Origin of the sequence: Rheinheimera baltica DSM 14885, from assembly GCF_000425345.1 — a bacterium.
Taxonomy (GTDB): Bacteria; Pseudomonadota; Gammaproteobacteria; order Enterobacterales; family Alteromonadaceae; genus Alishewanella; species Alishewanella baltica.
Map to the genome: position 1 here is coordinate 1 of NZ_AUDG01000026.1, position 16387 is coordinate 16387.

19 protein-coding genes and 1 tRNA gene are annotated in these 16387 nt (G+C 41.2%); 12 read left to right on the top strand and 8 right to left on the bottom strand.

Annotation, left to right across the window (positions count from 1 at the left end; genetic code table 11):
- Positions 1–393 precede the first annotated feature (393 nt).
- Entirely contained in the window at positions 394–1092 is a 699-nt protein-coding gene (locus H595_RS0110135; RefSeq protein WP_027671114.1) for a DUF3581 family protein, read from the bottom strand.
- A 165-nt stretch (positions 1093–1257) separates the two neighbouring features.
- Between H595_RS0110135 and H595_RS0110140 the strand changes: the two genes are divergently transcribed.
- Both H595_RS0110140 and H595_RS23825 read left to right on the top strand, forming a co-directional pair.
- Positions 1258–1704, top strand: coding sequence for a hypothetical protein (locus H595_RS0110140; protein WP_156885958.1), 447 nt, complete (start codon positions 1258–1260; stop codon positions 1702–1704).
- Between the two features lie 164 nt (positions 1705–1868).
- Entirely contained in the window at positions 1869–2258 is a 390-nt protein-coding gene (locus H595_RS23825; RefSeq protein ID WP_240474870.1) for a YchJ family metal-binding protein, read from the top strand.
- A 14-nt stretch (positions 2259–2272) separates the two neighbouring features.
- Here the strand turns inward: H595_RS23825 and H595_RS0110145 are convergent, their stop codons facing one another.
- On the bottom strand, positions 2273–2740 hold the full coding sequence (locus H595_RS0110145; RefSeq protein ID WP_027671116.1) for a VC2046/SO_2500 family protein: 468 nt from the start codon (positions 2738–2740) through the stop codon (positions 2273–2275).
- A gap of 124 nt (positions 2741–2864) precedes the next feature.
- Between H595_RS0110145 and H595_RS0110150 the strand changes: the two genes are divergently transcribed.
- Both H595_RS0110150 and H595_RS0110155 read left to right on the top strand, forming a co-directional pair.
- Positions 2865–2949: transfer RNA gene (locus H595_RS0110150), tRNA-Tyr, on the top strand.
- A 116-nt stretch (positions 2950–3065) separates the two neighbouring features.
- Entirely contained in the window at positions 3066–4697 is a 1632-nt protein-coding gene (locus tag H595_RS0110155) for a tetratricopeptide repeat-containing response regulator (RefSeq protein WP_027671117.1), read from the top strand.
- Here H595_RS0110155 and deoC read toward each other — a convergent pair whose 3' ends face one another.
- Both deoC and H595_RS0110165 read right to left on the bottom strand, forming a co-directional pair.
- Positions 4698–5423 carry a deoxyribose-phosphate aldolase gene (deoC, locus tag H595_RS0110160; RefSeq protein WP_027671118.1) on the bottom strand — a complete coding sequence of 242 codons (726 nt, stop codon included), beginning with the start codon at positions 5421–5423 and terminating at the stop codon, positions 4698–4700.
- A gap of 242 nt (positions 5424–5665) precedes the next feature.
- The gene (locus H595_RS0110165) at positions 5666–6373 is read right to left on the bottom strand and encodes a M48 family metallopeptidase (protein WP_169338551.1); all 708 of its coding nucleotides are present in this window, start codon (positions 6371–6373) and stop codon (positions 5666–5668) included.
- 122 nt (positions 6374–6495) lie between these two features.
- Here H595_RS0110165 and xthA point away from each other — a divergent pair, with 122 nt between their 5' ends.
- A complete protein-coding gene (gene xthA, locus H595_RS0110170; protein ID WP_027671120.1) occupies positions 6496–7302 on the top strand; it encodes an exodeoxyribonuclease III in 807 nt (268 codons plus the stop codon).
- A 26-nt stretch (positions 7303–7328) separates the two neighbouring features.
- On the opposite strand, the gene yfbV is transcribed toward xthA, so the two are convergent.
- Entirely contained in the window at positions 7329–7775 is a 447-nt protein-coding gene (gene yfbV, locus H595_RS0110175) for a terminus macrodomain insulation protein YfbV (protein WP_027671121.1), read from the bottom strand.
- A gap of 581 nt (positions 7776–8356) precedes the next feature.
- On the opposite strand from yfbV, the gene H595_RS0110180 reads away from it, so the two are divergent.
- Genes H595_RS0110180 through H595_RS0110195 form a run of 4 tightly spaced genes read left to right on the top strand, consistent with a single transcriptional unit; the run spans position 8357 to position 11020 of the window.
- Complete coding sequence (locus H595_RS0110180) at positions 8357–8857, top strand: PTS glucose transporter subunit IIA (protein ID WP_027671122.1); 501 nt, start codon at positions 8357–8359, stop codon at positions 8855–8857.
- Complete coding sequence (locus tag H595_RS0110185; RefSeq protein ID WP_027671123.1) at positions 8854–9201, top strand: ArsC family reductase; 348 nt, start codon at positions 8854–8856, stop codon at positions 9199–9201. Before H595_RS0110180 ends, H595_RS0110185 begins: the two co-directional genes overlap by 4 nt.
- Before the next feature lie 2 nt (positions 9202–9203).
- On the top strand, positions 9204–10346 hold the full coding sequence (gene dapE, locus H595_RS0110190; RefSeq protein WP_037054401.1) for a succinyl-diaminopimelate desuccinylase: 1143 nt from the start codon (positions 9204–9206) through the stop codon (positions 10344–10346).
- On the top strand, positions 10343–11020 hold the full coding sequence (locus tag H595_RS0110195) for a M15 family metallopeptidase (protein ID WP_027671125.1): 678 nt from the start codon (positions 10343–10345) through the stop codon (positions 11018–11020). Before dapE ends, H595_RS0110195 begins: the two co-directional genes overlap by 4 nt.
- 3 nt (positions 11021–11023) lie before the next feature.
- Here H595_RS0110195 and yejK read toward each other — a convergent pair whose 3' ends face one another.
- Positions 11024–12070, bottom strand: a complete 1047-nt coding sequence (gene yejK / locus H595_RS0110200; protein ID WP_027671126.1) for a nucleoid-associated protein YejK — start codon at positions 12068–12070, stop codon at positions 11024–11026.
- Between the two features lie 70 nt (positions 12071–12140).
- Between yejK and H595_RS0110205 the strand changes: the two genes are divergently transcribed.
- Positions 12141–12365, top strand: coding sequence for a YejL family protein (locus H595_RS0110205; RefSeq protein ID WP_027671127.1), 225 nt, complete (start codon positions 12141–12143; stop codon positions 12363–12365).
- Between the two features lie 42 nt (positions 12366–12407).
- On the top strand, positions 12408–13889 hold the full coding sequence (locus H595_RS0110210; protein WP_240474871.1) for a DUF3413 domain-containing protein: 1482 nt from the start codon (positions 12408–12410) through the stop codon (positions 13887–13889).
- Positions 13890–13924: 35 nt separating this feature from the next.
- On the opposite strand, the gene H595_RS0110215 is transcribed toward H595_RS0110210, so the two are convergent.
- Positions 13925–14212, bottom strand: a complete 288-nt coding sequence (locus H595_RS0110215) for a hypothetical protein (RefSeq protein WP_027671129.1) — start codon at positions 14210–14212, stop codon at positions 13925–13927.
- A gap of 191 nt (positions 14213–14403) precedes the next feature.
- Entirely contained in the window at positions 14404–15345 is a 942-nt protein-coding gene (gene rlmF / locus H595_RS0110220) for a 23S rRNA (adenine(1618)-N(6))-methyltransferase RlmF (RefSeq protein WP_027671130.1), read from the bottom strand.
- A 135-nt stretch (positions 15346–15480) separates the two neighbouring features.
- On the opposite strand from rlmF, the gene H595_RS0110225 reads away from it, so the two are divergent.
- On the top strand, positions 15481–16317 hold the full coding sequence (locus tag H595_RS0110225; RefSeq protein WP_027671131.1) for a CvfB family protein: 837 nt from the start codon (positions 15481–15483) through the stop codon (positions 16315–16317).
- Positions 16318–16387 lie beyond the last annotated feature (70 nt).

The following is a 16387-nucleotide window of genomic DNA, read 5'->3' on the forward strand; positions in this document are numbered from 1 at the left end:
TCATAAGTGCCCACACAGATGATTGATTGCTAATTGTTAAAGAGCGTGCTTCGCTTAGAAGCGGGAGGCTTATGTTACACTTCCCAGTTTTTAAGTCAAGCGTGACGATTATTCTTTTTTAAAAACATTCGTCACACCTGACTTTCTTTCCTGTTTCACCGTGTTAAACACCACCGTGAAGCGAGGGCGCCATTTTAGTGATTTAAGCCAGTCTGTCAAGCGTCTTTTTTAAAGATTTTTGCAAACCGTCTTAACTCACCCGAAGCACCCTTACTGCAGCACCCCGTGGCATGGCGCGCATTATAGGGCGTTTTGAAACTCGTGCAAGGGGTAAAATGAATAAAAGCGCCTAACTGCTGATAGTTTGAACAATTAAGCATTTATGTATGCCGCTTAAGCAAATTCTTTGCGTCTATTATATTCCGCAATCATCTGCTGCATACCTTCTTCTTCATATGTCATTAAATTGCTCAGGATCATACGCTTCTCTCCTGTGCCAATAGCTTTGCCATTTTGAGTTAATGAGAACGCTAAAATTACATTGCCTCTTTTGCCTTCTACTTGCAAGGAGGACTTCGTCAACACTAGCTCCACTTTATCTGTTGGTAAGCATTCAAAACTTAGGGCCATGCTTTGATATATCACTAAAGGCCGCTGAGGATTAATCATCACTTGATGTTGTTGCATTAATGGTTGCAAAATATGAGGGAAATTTTGACCTGAAAAACTTACATAGTCCCGAATCAGCGGTTCTATTACTGTTAAGTCATGTTGACATTTACCATTATGCTTTAACGACAAATACACTTTGCCCTGACTATCACTAATAGTTATGACATTGTCTTGCTCATTACACTGCAGAACAACATCAGCTCCAACCATACCTGCAAATTCACAGCTTAGCTGTTCAAAAATGCCATACCGGGTAAGTAAGTGAGAAAACAGCAAATCACCCGGTACACAAAAACGCTTAGCATCTTCGTCATGAATTGGATTAAAATCCGTTGCCACTTGTTTAGCGAACTCACTAGCTTGTTTGCGACTAAACGAGAAACCTTCACTACTTTGTTGAACATACTTTTCTAACAACATTGACTACTAACTCTTATCTATAATTACGCACTATTCTACCGGACTATAACACACTGAATGGTCTAGCCAGTCTCGGGACATAAATTTACAAAACACGCTTGCTTTTTGACCTATCCAACTATACTGTATATCCATACACTGTATATATAAACATATAGGGCTGCTATGTATAATCGCTCAATGAATCTTCTTACGTCAAAACGTTCAAATACCGTTCTTAACGATACTAGGTTATTTAGGCCCCATCCGATTAACAATGACGGAAATAACGTACAAGATGCCACAAAACTAAGTTTGCTTCAGTTAATACATCAGCATCAAGATAAACTGGGGTGGATTCTATTAATTGCTCCTACTTGCATACCAAATAAGTTATGGGCTGAGCAGTATCAATTATCGATGCAACACGTGTTAATCATTCACGAAAAACAAATAAAGAGTTTGACTCAAACTGTTCAGCGAGCTCTTGAATCTACTAGTTGCAAAGTTGTCATTAACTTTGCCCCACATTTAGACAAGCAGCAGCTAGAAAATTTCAGTTTGCTGGCAATTAAAAATAATACCTGTTTTTATCAGTATGAGCATATTGAAGCTAATCAACTTACGCATTGACCACTAACTTCTTTAAGACAACTAAGTTAAGGTACGTTAAAATCGTGGCTCTATTAAACAGGCATCTGACTATGCGATGTTATTGCGGTTCTGAAAAAGAGTTTAGTGTGTGCTGCCAACCATATTTATCTGGCAACTTACTAGCGCGAAATTGTGAGCAATTAATGCGATCTCGTTATAGCGCTTATTGCCATAAAGACATTAACTACGTCTATCAAACATACCATTCATCAGTACTCCCTAATAATACTATCCAGGAAATAGAAGCTTTTGCTAATAGTGTGCATTTTGTCCGACTTGATGTGATATCAACAGAGCAAAGCGTTCATGAAGGTTATGTCACTTTTGAGCTCATTTACATTCAGGATAATTTTTTGTGCGGATTTATGGAGCGATCTCGATTTGTATTTGATAAAGGTTGGTATTATGTCGATGGTGTTTTAAAAGATAGTACGCCAAATAAGATAAGTCGTAACGACCTTTGTCCATGTAATAGTGGTAAAAAGTTTAAACAATGCATTATACACGTACCATCTGGTAGTGGCATAAGCTAGATGCAAACCCGCAATTAGGCAGCTACGTTGTTTAACTGTTGCAAAACTTCATAAAGTGCGGCGGGATTAGTTTCTTGTCTTGTCATGTTTTGTTGCTGCAGACGTCTGCGGCTATGTAAACTAAGATTCTGCCAAATATCTGAGTTAAGTCTATTTTTGTCGTCAAACTGAGATAACGGAGGAGGATTTAAGTAAATAGCAAGTTTAAGCTGCACCAAGCCATCTGTTTGTATTGCCTGGCAATGCCTGTTTAACAAGCCTATATCCGCCTCATTAAGCGCATAGTGTCGCTCTTTTTCAACACTAAACTGTTTATATATGTCTGTAACAGTTTTGTTTGTATCAGCTGATGGAGTATTAAACTCTGCAGACTCTTCAATTGCAGTTGAAAGCAGAGATAAATAGAGAGAAAAATCTGCTCTGTGTGAATGCTGTAATGCTGTATTCAGTTCTGAGTTTAGTTGCCATTCATTAATAATCATGTTGTGCTACCGTTAAATTTTGAGCAATTTTGCCCTTATTGTTTCATTTATCGGCAGTCAGCAAAAAAAATTGAGTAAATGACTTTACATAAAAAGTGTTTTTGATACTATGCGGTCCACTCGTGGAGGGGTTCCCGAGTGGCCAAAGGGATCAGACTGTAAATCTGCCGGCACTGCCTTCGAAGGTTCGAATCCTTCCCCCTCCACCATTTTCCTATATTTTGTAATTCTACAGCCTAATTACCTCATTTTTATAAATCTTCTTGCTTAATCTTATGTAATTTCCGACACTTAAAACTTATTTATTTTCTCTATAGTGGTGTCGATGAATATTAAAACGCTTGAGAATCAACGAGTATTAATTGTTGATGATCAACGAGCCTTTCAGCTTATGTTTAAGGGTATATTGTATTCTATGGGCGCAACAAATGTGGCTTTTGCCCCCACCGGAGAACAAGCGTTAGCTAAGTGTGCGAATGGTAGTTATGACATCCTATTCGTCGATTACCATTTAGGCGTAGGCAAAAATGGCAAACAACTATTGGAAGATTTACGAGAGAAAAAGTTACTCGCACCGCATAGTATTTTTATGCTCGTTACTGGCGAAAATACAGTCCCCATGGTAATGAGCGCAGTTGAGCTTGAACCTGACGACTACGTTGTTAAACCATTTTCACAAAGTGTTCTACGCAGCCGTATTCAACGAATACAAAGAAAAAAAACGCAATTAGCTACACTTTATCAAGCATTGTTTGATGAGCAACCTGAATTAGTTATAGACTTGTGCCAGCAAGAAATATTGAAAGAAGGACGATACCAACAGTTTTGTAAGCGCGTGCTGGTAGAAAACCTACTAGCAACTGAACGCTATGATGAAGCAGCGCTAATACTTGAAAACACCCTTTCGCAACGACGGAACGGTTGGGCCGTGTTACTTATGGCTAAACTGAGCTTCTTGAAACAGAACTACGCTGAAAGTTTGGTATTATGCAAAGAAGCGATTGAAGATAATCGTTATTTTGCAGAAGCTTACGACATTCAAGCTAAATCTTTCCTCGCAATTGGAGAAATAGATGAGGCTTTTAGTAGCATTCAGGCTGCGGCCGAAATTGCCCCTTTTAATATGCCAAGACAATATTTACTGATCGAAATCGCACGTGAACTCGATAACATTCCACAACAAGTACAAGCCAGCAAGCAGCTATATGAGATAACCCGCCGTTCGATAAAACAAGATGTTGTCCATCTACTTAATTATATTCGCACCATAATAGACGCAGCCGTAAGAGCAGATGATCCGCAACAACGTAATCGTTATCTACAAGAAGTTTCGCTAGCACTGCAACGGGTTAAGCGTGATGAGGGCATGATGCGCGACATAGATTTTGGTTTGTTTGAACTTTTATGCCAAGCCAGGCTTGAATCTCTAAGTGGCGCACAATATCAAGCAAAAAAAGTGTATGCATCGGTAGCTGAACAGCTAGTCGAGCAGCATCAAATATTGCCTGATGCCGTGTTTTTACTGAACCAAATCGGTGAATTTGAACAAGCAAGCAGTCTAACAAAGCTCGTACCGGAAGAGCTGATGAGCAACCCGTTATTGAAAACACTGTTTAGTGATCAACAACACCACGTTGATCATAAACAAATGCAGTTTGGTGAGTTGAATAAAGCCGGTATACAAAGTTACAAGCAAGGTAATTTTACTCAGGCGGTTCAGCAATTTGAATCAGCATTAGACTTGGCGCCAATGAACACTGGCGCTGCACTTAACCTTATTCAAGCATCTATTCAATTACTTAACCGTCAGCAAAAAAGAAAATCTACCGAGTTGTTTGAACGTTGTAAAAAAACCTTTAGGGTTGTAGACAATATGCCACTCCCTGATCACCATCGTTCACGCTATACAGATCTTTTACAACAGTTTGAAAAGCTGCGAGAAGAATTTCGTCGGTAATCAGCTGGCTTTGAGTTGGTTGGCAACATCATAAGCTAATGCACTTGCACCAATTCGCATGTTTGAATTGAGTGCAGTTTTCCCAGTAATATCTTCAAAGAGTTGTACTAAACCGACGGCTTGCTCTACACTTCGAACCCCACCTGAGGCTTTAAAACCAACATTTTTTCCTGAAGCAGCAATTACTGTTAGCATAATACGGGCAGCTTCTTCGGTAACACCTACAGCTACTTTACCCGTAGAGGTTTTAACAAAATCTGCACCACCTTCGATGGCTAACTCACTTGCCTTAGCCACTTGTTGCGCAGTCACTAGCTCACCAGACTCAATAATAATTTTTAGTACGGTATTTTTACTTGCCTGGCGAACATCATATAGAAAATGCTTAACCGCACCATATTCCCCCCTTAACAACGCTTTATATGGCAAGACACAATCAATTTCAGTCGCACCGCCTAAAATACTGCGTTGAATTTGTTCACAAACGATATCAGCATTCGCCTCACCTTTTGGAAAATTAACTACGGTAGCAATAGCCATGGTTAGCTGACGCTCTGACCAATTTATTAGTGACGCCATAAACTCTGGATAAACGCAGTAAGCAGCAGCGGGCATAGTTGGTATATCTTTAAGCCATTGCAAAAACGTAGCCGGCGTTTCGTTATCTTGTAATCGGGTGATGTCCAATAATTTTGCGAGTTGCTGAAGGCGTAATCGATTTGTCATAGTGGTTTTTCCAATAACATTGCTGCCGTTGAGGCAATCTACTAATAAACACTCTATTGATGGCGTGGAGCTTAAACCAAGTGTTGGCGAAATTGCAAAAATAGTGACGTAAAAAAAAGCTAAAAATATTTTGAATTATTTCCAATAAGCGGCGTCTTAATAATTAGTAGTTGTTAAGTAGTATCCGTTCTCTCCTGTTTTCATGTCCTAGTATTTTCGCCGGCCTAACCGCCGGCGTTTTTTTATAGGTCTAAGGTATGTTGATAACGTTTCAGCCAATTTTTAGCCTCTTCCATTTGTGGGTAATAATCGCTAACCAACGACCAAAAGTCACTAGAATGATTCAAATGTATAAGATGAGCGAGTTCATGAACGACCACGTAATCAGCTACCCAATCTGGCGCCATCATTAGACGCAAGTTAAAGCCAAGTTCACAGTTTTGCTTACAATATCCCCAGCGAGTCTTCCAATTACCTATAACAATCTGCCCAGGCTGCACCTTCATCTCTTTATGCCAATAATTAACCCGTTCACTAAACCAGATAAAAGCTTGCTGTTTATACCAATCTTGCAACAAAGCTATCACTTTGGCATTGAAACGATCAGGCTTGACCCTATTGGATACAGTAATATTCAACACGCCGTCAACGCTGATAATTGATGATTTTGTCATGCGTTTAAATGTTAGTGGCAACTTAACATTCTGCAGGGGAAGCAGCCCAAGCTCCAAGTAATCAGGCTTATTCACTAATACTTTAGATTGTTGGAGATGTTTAACAACCCAAAGTCTCTGCTCAGCAACAACGCGTTTTATGTCGGCTAAATTAGTCGCCAAAGGGGCTCTGACAACAAGGTGTCCTTGTCTAACTTGCAAAGCAATACTTCGTCTTTTTGCACTAAAAACCACATGATAACTAAAGCTTTCAGTATCAATTTTCAAATGCGACAACACAAACCCCAGTAATGTATTAATCATGACTTGTCATTACTGCATTGTGCCATAGCAGAATGTAAAGTGTTATCATAGGTCATGTTTATATGTTTTTAAGTAATGTAAGGCTAAGCAAATTAATGAAAATTATCTCTTTTAACATCAATGGGATCAGAGCTCGATTACATCAACTTAAAGCTCTACTAGATAAACATCAGCCTGACATTGTCGGCTTACAGGAAATTAAAGTTCATGATGATGAGTTTCCTTTAGCCGATGTCCAGGCAATGGGCTATCACGTCTATCACTACGGACAGAAAGGACACTATGGCGTAGCCATACTTAGTAAGTTGCCAGCCATCCATATGCAGTATGGTTTTCCTACCGATCAAGCTGACGCCCAACGCCGTATGCTAATTGGACAATTTCAAATGGATGATGGTAAACCACTCACAGTTCTAAATGGGTATTTTCCACAGGGAGAAAACCGTGAACATCCGACCAAGTTTCCGGCAAAAACTAAGTTTTATGCTGATCTACAACATTATTTGGTAACTCATCATTCACCGGAAGAAAATCTTGCCGTTATTGGTGATATCAATATTTCACCAACAGACTTAGATATTGGCATTGGAGAAAGTAATGCAAAGCGCTGGTTACGCGAAGGAAAAACATCCTTTCTTCCGGAAGAACGTCTTTGGCTTAAGCAGCTAAAGGATTGGGGCTTAATTGACACATTTAGAGCATTGCACCCAACAGCAGATGCGCAATACAGTTGGTTTGACTACCGTTCAAAGGGGTTTAATGACAACCGGGGTTTGCGAATAGATGTTATTTTGGCAACAGCAACACTTTCTGCGCGCTGCATAGAAAGCAGCATTGACTATGAATTGCGCGGCATTGAACGGCCATCAGATCATGCGCCAGTTTGGTCAGTTTTTAAATAACTAAATACAATGGCTGTAACACACTGTTACAGCCATTGTTTAACAAAGGTTCTGTCCAACTGCTGATACGCTTGTTGGAGCAATACGGCAAGATCTTTGTAACATCCTGGCTGTTTTGCCGGCGCCAACGAAATACCACACTGCTGCATTTTCTCTCTAATCTGCTGATACCAGCTCGCGATTGATGGGGGTAATGGTGTAGCGGCCCGCACCCCTAGCCAATACCAACCTTGCAAAGGCAAAGTAGCAAGAAACAAAGACATGGTAAGGATTTGAGGCAAAAACGTTGCGCCTAAAAAATGATATTGTACCCCCGCACACACGAGTGCAAGCAACGGTAAAAAGCGACCTGCAATTGACGTTAGCAAGATTACTTTATTTTCAACAAATAAACTATTTAGCTCTGCTTTTGCAGGCCACTGCTTACTGTACTCTCGACCAGCCAGCATTGTCGTATATAGCGGATACTGCATTGCGTGCTCCCACTGATAAAGTCACTATGCAACGATAGCATAAAAGACTTACCTTTACCTTAATAGCTAGCTCGTCTACAAACAGCCGGCACTTGCTTGTTCAGTATCTCCTGCAAAATAATAAAGAAGAGTGAATAATTTCACGTTAAAACTTACACAAAACTGAATTTAACATCGTCAAATTGCATATAAACACTACAAAAGTGACTTTTTAACCAGCTTAACTGAAGATTATGTGCTAATTAAAACTAACAAAAAATATGCCAATATATAATATTGTTAATTTACAATAACATAACCCAGTTAAACACCGTTACACACAAAGTTATCCACAAAATCTGTGGACAACAATAAGCCATTAAACATAAGCGTAAGGTGCTTTAATCACGAAATTAAAGCTATAAATTAGCAGCTTTTGCGACGATTCCATGATTAAACTCAAAAAAGCCATAAATTTAAATTATCTTATATACGTTATCCTATCTTTAACGCAATAATGTAACGTCATCAGTAAGAACGTATTGAGTCGGGCTACTGCATTGCAGTAGCATATATACCCAAACTTATTCGGTACTAAGCATATGATCCAGTGGCTTCCATACCTTGATGCAACGTTAGGTTTAGCGATTAAAAGCCCTGCAACCGGCCAAATTAAGTCAGTTACAACACATTCGGATCTGTTATATAACGCAAATGTCTTACCACAAGCTTTGTGCATCGACCTTCAGCACGGTACACTTGTTTCACCATTTTCAGGTCATTTTACGAACAGCTTGCATGGCGGTAGAAGACTAACCTTTAAACATAAAAGCGGACTAACATTACAGATAGATTTAATGGTAAGTCAGAATATATCTCCAGGTATGGCAATTAAACAATTGGTGGGATCCGGACAAGCTGTGCAGCAAGGCCAAACCGTTTTGAGACTCGATCTTCAACTTTTACAAAATAGTGATGAATGTAAGGCAGTACTGTCCATTTTGCCACATCCTGCCATAGCAGCGGTTTATAGCTCAGAATATTTCGTTGAAGCCTCCAACGACAACGCTTTCGTTATTCAATTAAAGAACACTAAAATATGACTACACTTTACGGCATAAAAAATTGCGATACGATAAAAAAAGCGCGCAACTGGCTAAGCCAGAATGATGTGCCATATCAGTTTGTCGATTATCGTACTGACGGCATTAGCCATGAACAACTTGCTACTTTTGCCAAAGCCTGCGGCTGGCAAAATTTACTCAATACCCGGGGAACCACATACCGCCAGCTCAATGAGGCTGATAAAGCAGATTTAACTGAAGAAAAAGCGTTAATACTGATGTTAGCCCAACCAGCAATGATTAAACGGCCATTGCTTGAACACGAAGGGCATTGCCATTTAGCGTTTACCCCAGATCAGTATCAACGTATTTTTGGATTATAGAAATGACTATAACAAGTGCTGTAGTTGAGTTAACAAAAGCGCTCATCTCTCTCCCCTCTGTTACACCTGAAGATGCTGGCTGCCAAGAGCTAATGGCAAAGCGTTTATTAGCATGTGGTTTTAATATTGAAGTATTGCACTATGACGATACGTTAAATATGTGGGCAAGACGAGGTAATGGTAAGCCTGTTTTTTGTTTTGCAGGTCATACAGATGTTGTACCAACTGGCCCGGTGGAGCAATGGCATACACCGCCATTTGAACCCACCGTAATTGGCGACACTTTATATGGCCGCGGCGCTGCGGATATGAAAGGCAGTTTGGCAGCAATGATTGTTGCTACCGAACGCTTTTTAAGCCGCTTCCCTGAGCCTAAGTTTGATATTGCTTATTTAATTACCAGTGACGAGGAAGGGCCTTTCATCAATGGCACCAAAAGGGTCATTGAAACATTGGAAGCACGAAACGAAAAAATACAATGGTGTATTGTCGGCGAGCCATCCAGCAGCCAAAAAGCCGGTGATGTGGTCAAAAATGGCCGTCGGGGTTCGTTAACAGGGCATTTATTAGTCAAGGGAATTCAAGGCCATGTTGCCTATCCGCATTTAGCAGACAATCCAGTACACCGCGCTGCAGCAGCGTTAGCTGAGCTTGCAGCTGAGCAATGGGATGATGGCAATGCGTACTTTCCTGCTACCAGTTTTCAAATAGCTAACATCCATGCAGGTACAGGCGCTTCTAATGTGATCCCTGGTGAGCTAAATGTAATGTTTAACTTCCGTTACAGCACGCAAAGCACTGCAAATGAACTCCAGCAACGCGTTATTGCATTGCTAGATAAACATGGTCTGAATTATCAGCTAGATTGGATACTAAATGGCCTGCCTTTTTTAACAGAACAAGGTAACTTAGTCGAAGCCACAGTGAAAGCCATCAATCAGGTTCAGGGCTTTTCGCCACGTCTTGAAACAACTGGAGGAACTTCAGATGGGCGTTTTATAGCGCCAACTGGAGCGCAGGTTGTCGAGCTAGGTCCTTGTAACGCAACCATTCATAAAATCAATGAATGTGTTTCTGTTACCGATCTTGAACAACTGACAAAAATGTATGAAGCGATACTGGAGCAGCTTGAGCTAAGTCTATGACTGCCTTTAACAGCGAGATGCTCACCGGATTAACGGATAAACACCTGTTTAAACGTGACGACGGTTTTATGCTGCACCAACAAGCTCTGCAACCGTTTAACAGGTTGCAACAAGCAGCTGCTGGTGATGGAATAGACATTAAAATTGTCTCGGCATTTCGCTCATATCAACGACAGGCCTCTATCTGGCAGGCAAAACTCTCTGGCGCGCGACCAGTATACAATCCGCTTGGCCAACAAGTGAACATGGATTCATTAAGCCCAATGGCAAGACTAGATGCTATTTTGCTTTATTCTGCGTTACCAGGTGGCAGCCGTCATCATTGGGGAACCGAACTCGACGTGTATGATGCCGCGGCGGTAGGCGCTGACTATCAACCTCGGTTAGAACCAGCAGAGTATCTAACCGGAGGGCCGTTTTACAAGTTACAGCAATGGTTAATTCAACATGCTGCTGATTACAATTTCTTTTTACCTTACCAAACATATAACGGCGGCGTTGCTCATGAGCCTTGGCATATTAGCTACAAGCCAATATCTAGCTTATTTCTCGCCAAATTAACGCCCGACATTCTGCGTGAAACTTTGATAAAACACCCTATTGCGGAACAAGAGCTTGTTTTACAGCACTTGCCCCGCATTTTCAGTAAGTATGTCAGTAATATTTGTCAGTAAATGCTATTCGGTTGAGCTTTCGTTACGGTCAAACGCGGAATAGCCCTGAATAAAACGCTGTAGCTGATCACGTAAGTTAGGCGGTGTACCTTTAATCAAAATTGTATCGCTGTGTGGATCATACTGCACTCTATCGCCAAGTAATTTCTGTTCAAAACTGAGTGAAAGCCCTGCCCCCTGACCACTAAATTTAATGAGTTTTTTCAACTCTTTAACCTCAACAGGAAACTGCGAATCCACCCCCAGTTGCTGCTCCTGGCAGTAGCGTAAAAAGCCTTGCTGTTCTTGTTCGTCGATCACTGCAGACAATTCGGTCAACACTACATCTTGTCCGGCCTTGGCGCGTTCTTCGCAGTAACTGTACACTTGTTTTCGTGCGTCGTTTTTTTCCGTGCTGTCAAAGTCAGCTGCCGTAAAGTATTCCTCAACAGAAGACAACACCACTTTACTATTGGCTTTAGCATCAGTGCCTTCTTCACAACCTAAAAAATCTAAAAAGAAATCGGCAACTTTACGACCTGCACGCCCGCGAATAAAGCTAATATATTTACCATGCTCTGGCGAACTTTGATATTCAGTAAGGTCAAGCCTTGCAGCAAGTTGCATTCGCGCAATGTCAAGATGGCGTGAAGTGGACAATTCAAGATCTTCAGTTAATGAAAAATGATCTTTACTACCCAGTAAGCAAAACAATAAATAATCACTCGCTAAATAGCGGTAATGGCACACTAACAGATAGCCACTTTCCGGCATCTGATGCGCTAATAACTGCTGCTCAAGTACTGACGTTGCAGTATTAGCCAAAACAATGAAGTCACTATTTTGTTTTTGCCAATCCTGTAGCACTGTAACAACCTGCTGATCTTTTGCTGTATTGAAGGCTGCGTAGCCTTTAGCGGGCTTACCATTATACGCCAGATGTAACTGTTCAACTAAATGTGCTACCGACGCAGTAGGCGTAACCAATGCGGGACGATAATGCGCTTTGCTGCGGGCTTGCTCATCCAGTTCAAGATAATTTATTGCCAACTGCTGTACATCTACTGACATAACTTTTCCTGTTTAAAATGAATTCTGTTAATATTCTACCTGTTTAAACCACATGACTTGCGGATAATTCATGCCAATTGTATCAAAGTATTCCACTGCACAAATTGAAAAACTGGTAAATCAATTACTGGACGTATTACATACTGAAAGTGCTACGACTGAGTTAAGCCTAATGTGTCTTGGCAATGCCATTAGTCACGTTGTAAATAGCAGCGTGCCTGCCGCTCAACGTGAAGCTGTCGTCGCACATTTTAATCAGGCATTAGCTGATGCCGTAAATAGCAAAGTTAGCTAGGCAATTATGGTGCTTGAAAATAGCCTGTCGCTGGTAAAAAAAGTGAATCGCTTACTTAACTGGGGGCATTGGTTTAGCTTTTTTAATATTTTACTGGCACTGGCCGTAACGTCGGTGTATTGGCTATCAGAACCGGCTCCTATCACAGCAATTGGCTGGCTATATTTACTGGTCAACTGGGTTGGACATACTGCATTTTTATGTTTTATGTTTTTTATCCTGACGATATTTCCGATATCGTTAATTTTCCCTTATCAACGCCATGTGCGCGGTTTAGCTGCAATACTTGCCAGTACCGCATTTGTGGTGCTGATATTCGACGCCTATGTATACGCAAATTTAGGCTATCACATTGGCAGTGCATCTATTGATCAGGCCACAGAGCTGCTTAGACAACAAATTGTGACTAATTTACGCAATTTTGTGTTAATTGTCCTTACTGTTGGCGCATTGCTGTTTGCCCTGGAACTGACGGTGAGCAATTACTGCTGGAAGAAAATCGAACGTCTCAAAAAGTCTTCCATGACAACGCCACTTTTTATGGGGTTTATTGGTAGTTTTATGTTAAGCCATTTGCTACACATCTATGCTGATGCGAATTTGCAACTGGATATAACTAAACAAGATAATGTCTTACCACTGTCCTACCCTGCCACCGCAAAAACCTTTCTTGCCCGCTACCAATTAGTGGATTTGAATAGCCGGGCTCAACTACAGTTAGACAAACTAAGCTATCCCAGCAAGCTTTCCATTGGCCAAACACTTGTGTGCAATGACGACGATGCAGGTAAGCCAACCTTACTGCTCGTTAGTGACACACTGCCGGCTGCGACATCAAATTTATTAGCCGCAAAAGGGTTACACCCCCTGGAGCAGCACTTTGCTCCACGCAATACAAATGAAGCGTTGTTACATCTTTTGTATGGTAAGTTCAGCGTTGATGATAATGCGCAGCAGTGGCTGGAAAATGCACCAGGCTGGCTAAACCAACTCGGTAACGGACGGGTTAGCATCAGCCGGCATGAAGATACTAAAATTACGGGTGTACCTTGGTTAGAACATACTAATAATAGCGCTTTCGCTATAGTATTCGATAATAAACCGCTACAACACTGGGCGCTGTATCAACAATATAGCAATATTGTGTTACTGAGTTTAACCGGGCAGCATGACAATTTTAATCTGGCTCCTGCAGAGGTTTGGTCCAACTGGGCTGCGTTGCGTAAACTTCAGCCGCATCAAGTGACTCAGCAGCTAGACTGGCTACCGACACTGTTAGCACAGGCCGGTTGTAGCTCGCACATGAGCTGGTTAGGTGACAACTTGTTAAAGCCAAGAGCATTACCTAAATTGACAATCAGTGGGCAGGAAATTATTAGCTTCAAAAAAGACAAGATGGTGATCCTTCGTGCCGATGGTAGCTATGGCGTTTGGTCAGCAGGAACTTTGCTACCGTTGAATGATAAGCTTGATCTTGCCATGTTAACAGACGCATTAAAGCGAATTGAGCAGTCACAAAAATAGTGTGTCTGCTTTAGTGCATGATCTTATAACATGCTTCAATGCACACTCCGAACCGGTGCTTTATGCGGACGTCCAGATAATTCAAGCTCAGCTAAATGCAGCATATTTGTCAGTGCAATGGGTGCAACTGTTTGAGAGAAGCGTTCAATATAAGCGATTTCGGCCTCCTTCAACATTTGCTGGCAAAGTTGATCATAAAGACTAAAGCCATCATAAGCTAACGGTTCATTTAACTCCGCCAGTTTAAGCTCACGCTGACGCCGCATAAACCAGTGTAATAAAAACTCATATTGTTTTACGTCAAGCCACTGTCGCCAGTCCATCCTCGCCTCCTGAACAGCATCGTATCAAGATGATAATTAATAATCACGATGACGCTAAACATCATGTATTGCCCTTGGCAGTCTTATTACCATAATAGATCCGGCAGTAAAAACTTTCGGTTACATTGTGGATGAAAAGATTTGGGCAAAAATAATAGCAGCGAAATTAACTATCCAAAGTGATGGGTATGTTAGCTATCATTATCAGTGGCACCAAAACGTTGCCGTTGTTGTTCTACAGTTAAAAAACTCCAAGCGAGAATCCGACTAATTTTGTTGCCCTGCCGCATTTCAATCACTTCAGATTGTACCACGCCAACTGATCGCAACAATTTTTGCAATGGTGGCAAATGCTTTTGCTGTGAAACCAAGCTACTAAACCAACACACCTGTGGTTTAAATAGCTGACTTTCTGTAATCATTTTTCGAATAAAGGCTAGCTCGCCGCCATCACACCATAACTCGTGCTGTTTACCAGCAAAGTTACGCCCTTTGCCTTCCGCCGCCTTACCAAGGTTGGCCCATTTACGCTCATTTGCGGCGTCAGCTTCGGCTTGCGAAGCAAAAAATGGCGGATTACACATTGTTAAATGAAATTGCTGACCTTCGCCAATCACGCCACTGAAAATAGCATTAGTATCTGGCTGCTCAATAATTTGAATTGATGATTTAAGAGCCGTGTTAGCCGCAACAATAGTTGCAGCAGCTCTCACTGCCACAACATCAATATCTGATCCTGTTACGTGCCAGCCATAACTTTGGTTTGCAATAATAGGGTAAATACAATTTGCTCCGGTGCCTATATCCAGCAATTTAATCTGTTTTCCTTTAGGTAGCTGTGAAAAAATTCTACCTAGCAAGTCGGCTAAATAATGCACGTAGTCAGCCCGGCCTGGGATTGGAGGACAAAGATAGCCGGCGGGTAATAACCAAAATTTCACATGATAGTATTTAGCCAACAACGCTTGGTTTAGCAGTAATACAGCCTCTTTATCAGCAAAATCTATTGTTGCTTCGCCGTTTGGGTTCTTGGAAACAAAGGCTGCCAACTTGGGTACAGCTGCGCATAGTGCGTTAAAATCATATCGTCCCTGATGCACGTTGCGTGGGTGAAGTAACTGCGGTATAGACACCTAAGCATAAGCCTATATAAATTAAAATGACGCTTAGTTTATCATGCTCAGGCTAATATACAGCAGCGTGACAAAAAAACCGCTACAATAGCCGGCATTATACTTCGCCTTAACGGGCTAACTTTTGGAATCTGCATGCTGGCACTTGGAAAAATTAACCGTTTGACGGTAAAAAAACAGGTTAAATTTGGCTTTTATCTCGATGGATTAAGTTGGGGAGAAATTTTACTGCCTAATAACGTCAGTCCCGCTGGGCTGGAGATTGGCAGTGAGCTTGATGTATTTCTCTATCTGGATTCAGAAGACCAACTTATCGCGACGACTGAACGGCCTAAAATCAAAGTAGGCGAAGTGGCACAACTAGATGTTGTTGCTACAACAAAAGTAGGTGCTTTTGTAAATTGGGGCTTAAAGAAAGACTTACTTGTTCCTTTCAGTGAGCAACAAATCCCATTAAAAGAAGGCCAAAAGTACTTATTGTATTGCTATGTTGATAATAGTAATCGCATAGTCGCGTCAACTAAACTAGACCGTCACCTGCATAAAACGCCTCCCTCTTATAATGCCGGCGACAAGGTTAGCATTATGATCAGTGAACAAACTGACATTGGCTACAAAGCAGTAGTGAATCATCAACACTGGGGTGTCTTGTATAAAAACGAAGTGTTTAAACCGCTAAGACGTGGCGACAAAATGCAGGCTTACATTGTTAAAGTGCGTGATGATGGCAAAATTGATATAAGACTCAACGCATCAACGTTTAAACAAGCACAAGAGCTGACCGACCGTATCTTATACAAGCTGCAACAAAATGACGGCAAACTGGCACTAACGGATAAAAGTTCACCAGAACTTATCTATGCAGCCTTCGGTGTGAGCAAGAAAGCCTACAAACAGGCGATTGGCAGTTTATACAAAGATAAGAAAATTGTTATTGCTGAACATGGTATTATTTTGGTTCCAACGACCTAACGCTAGGCTAGATATCTTCTTAAGCAAAAGTAGCGTTAACTTCTTACCCTCCTAAACTAACAAAATTAGG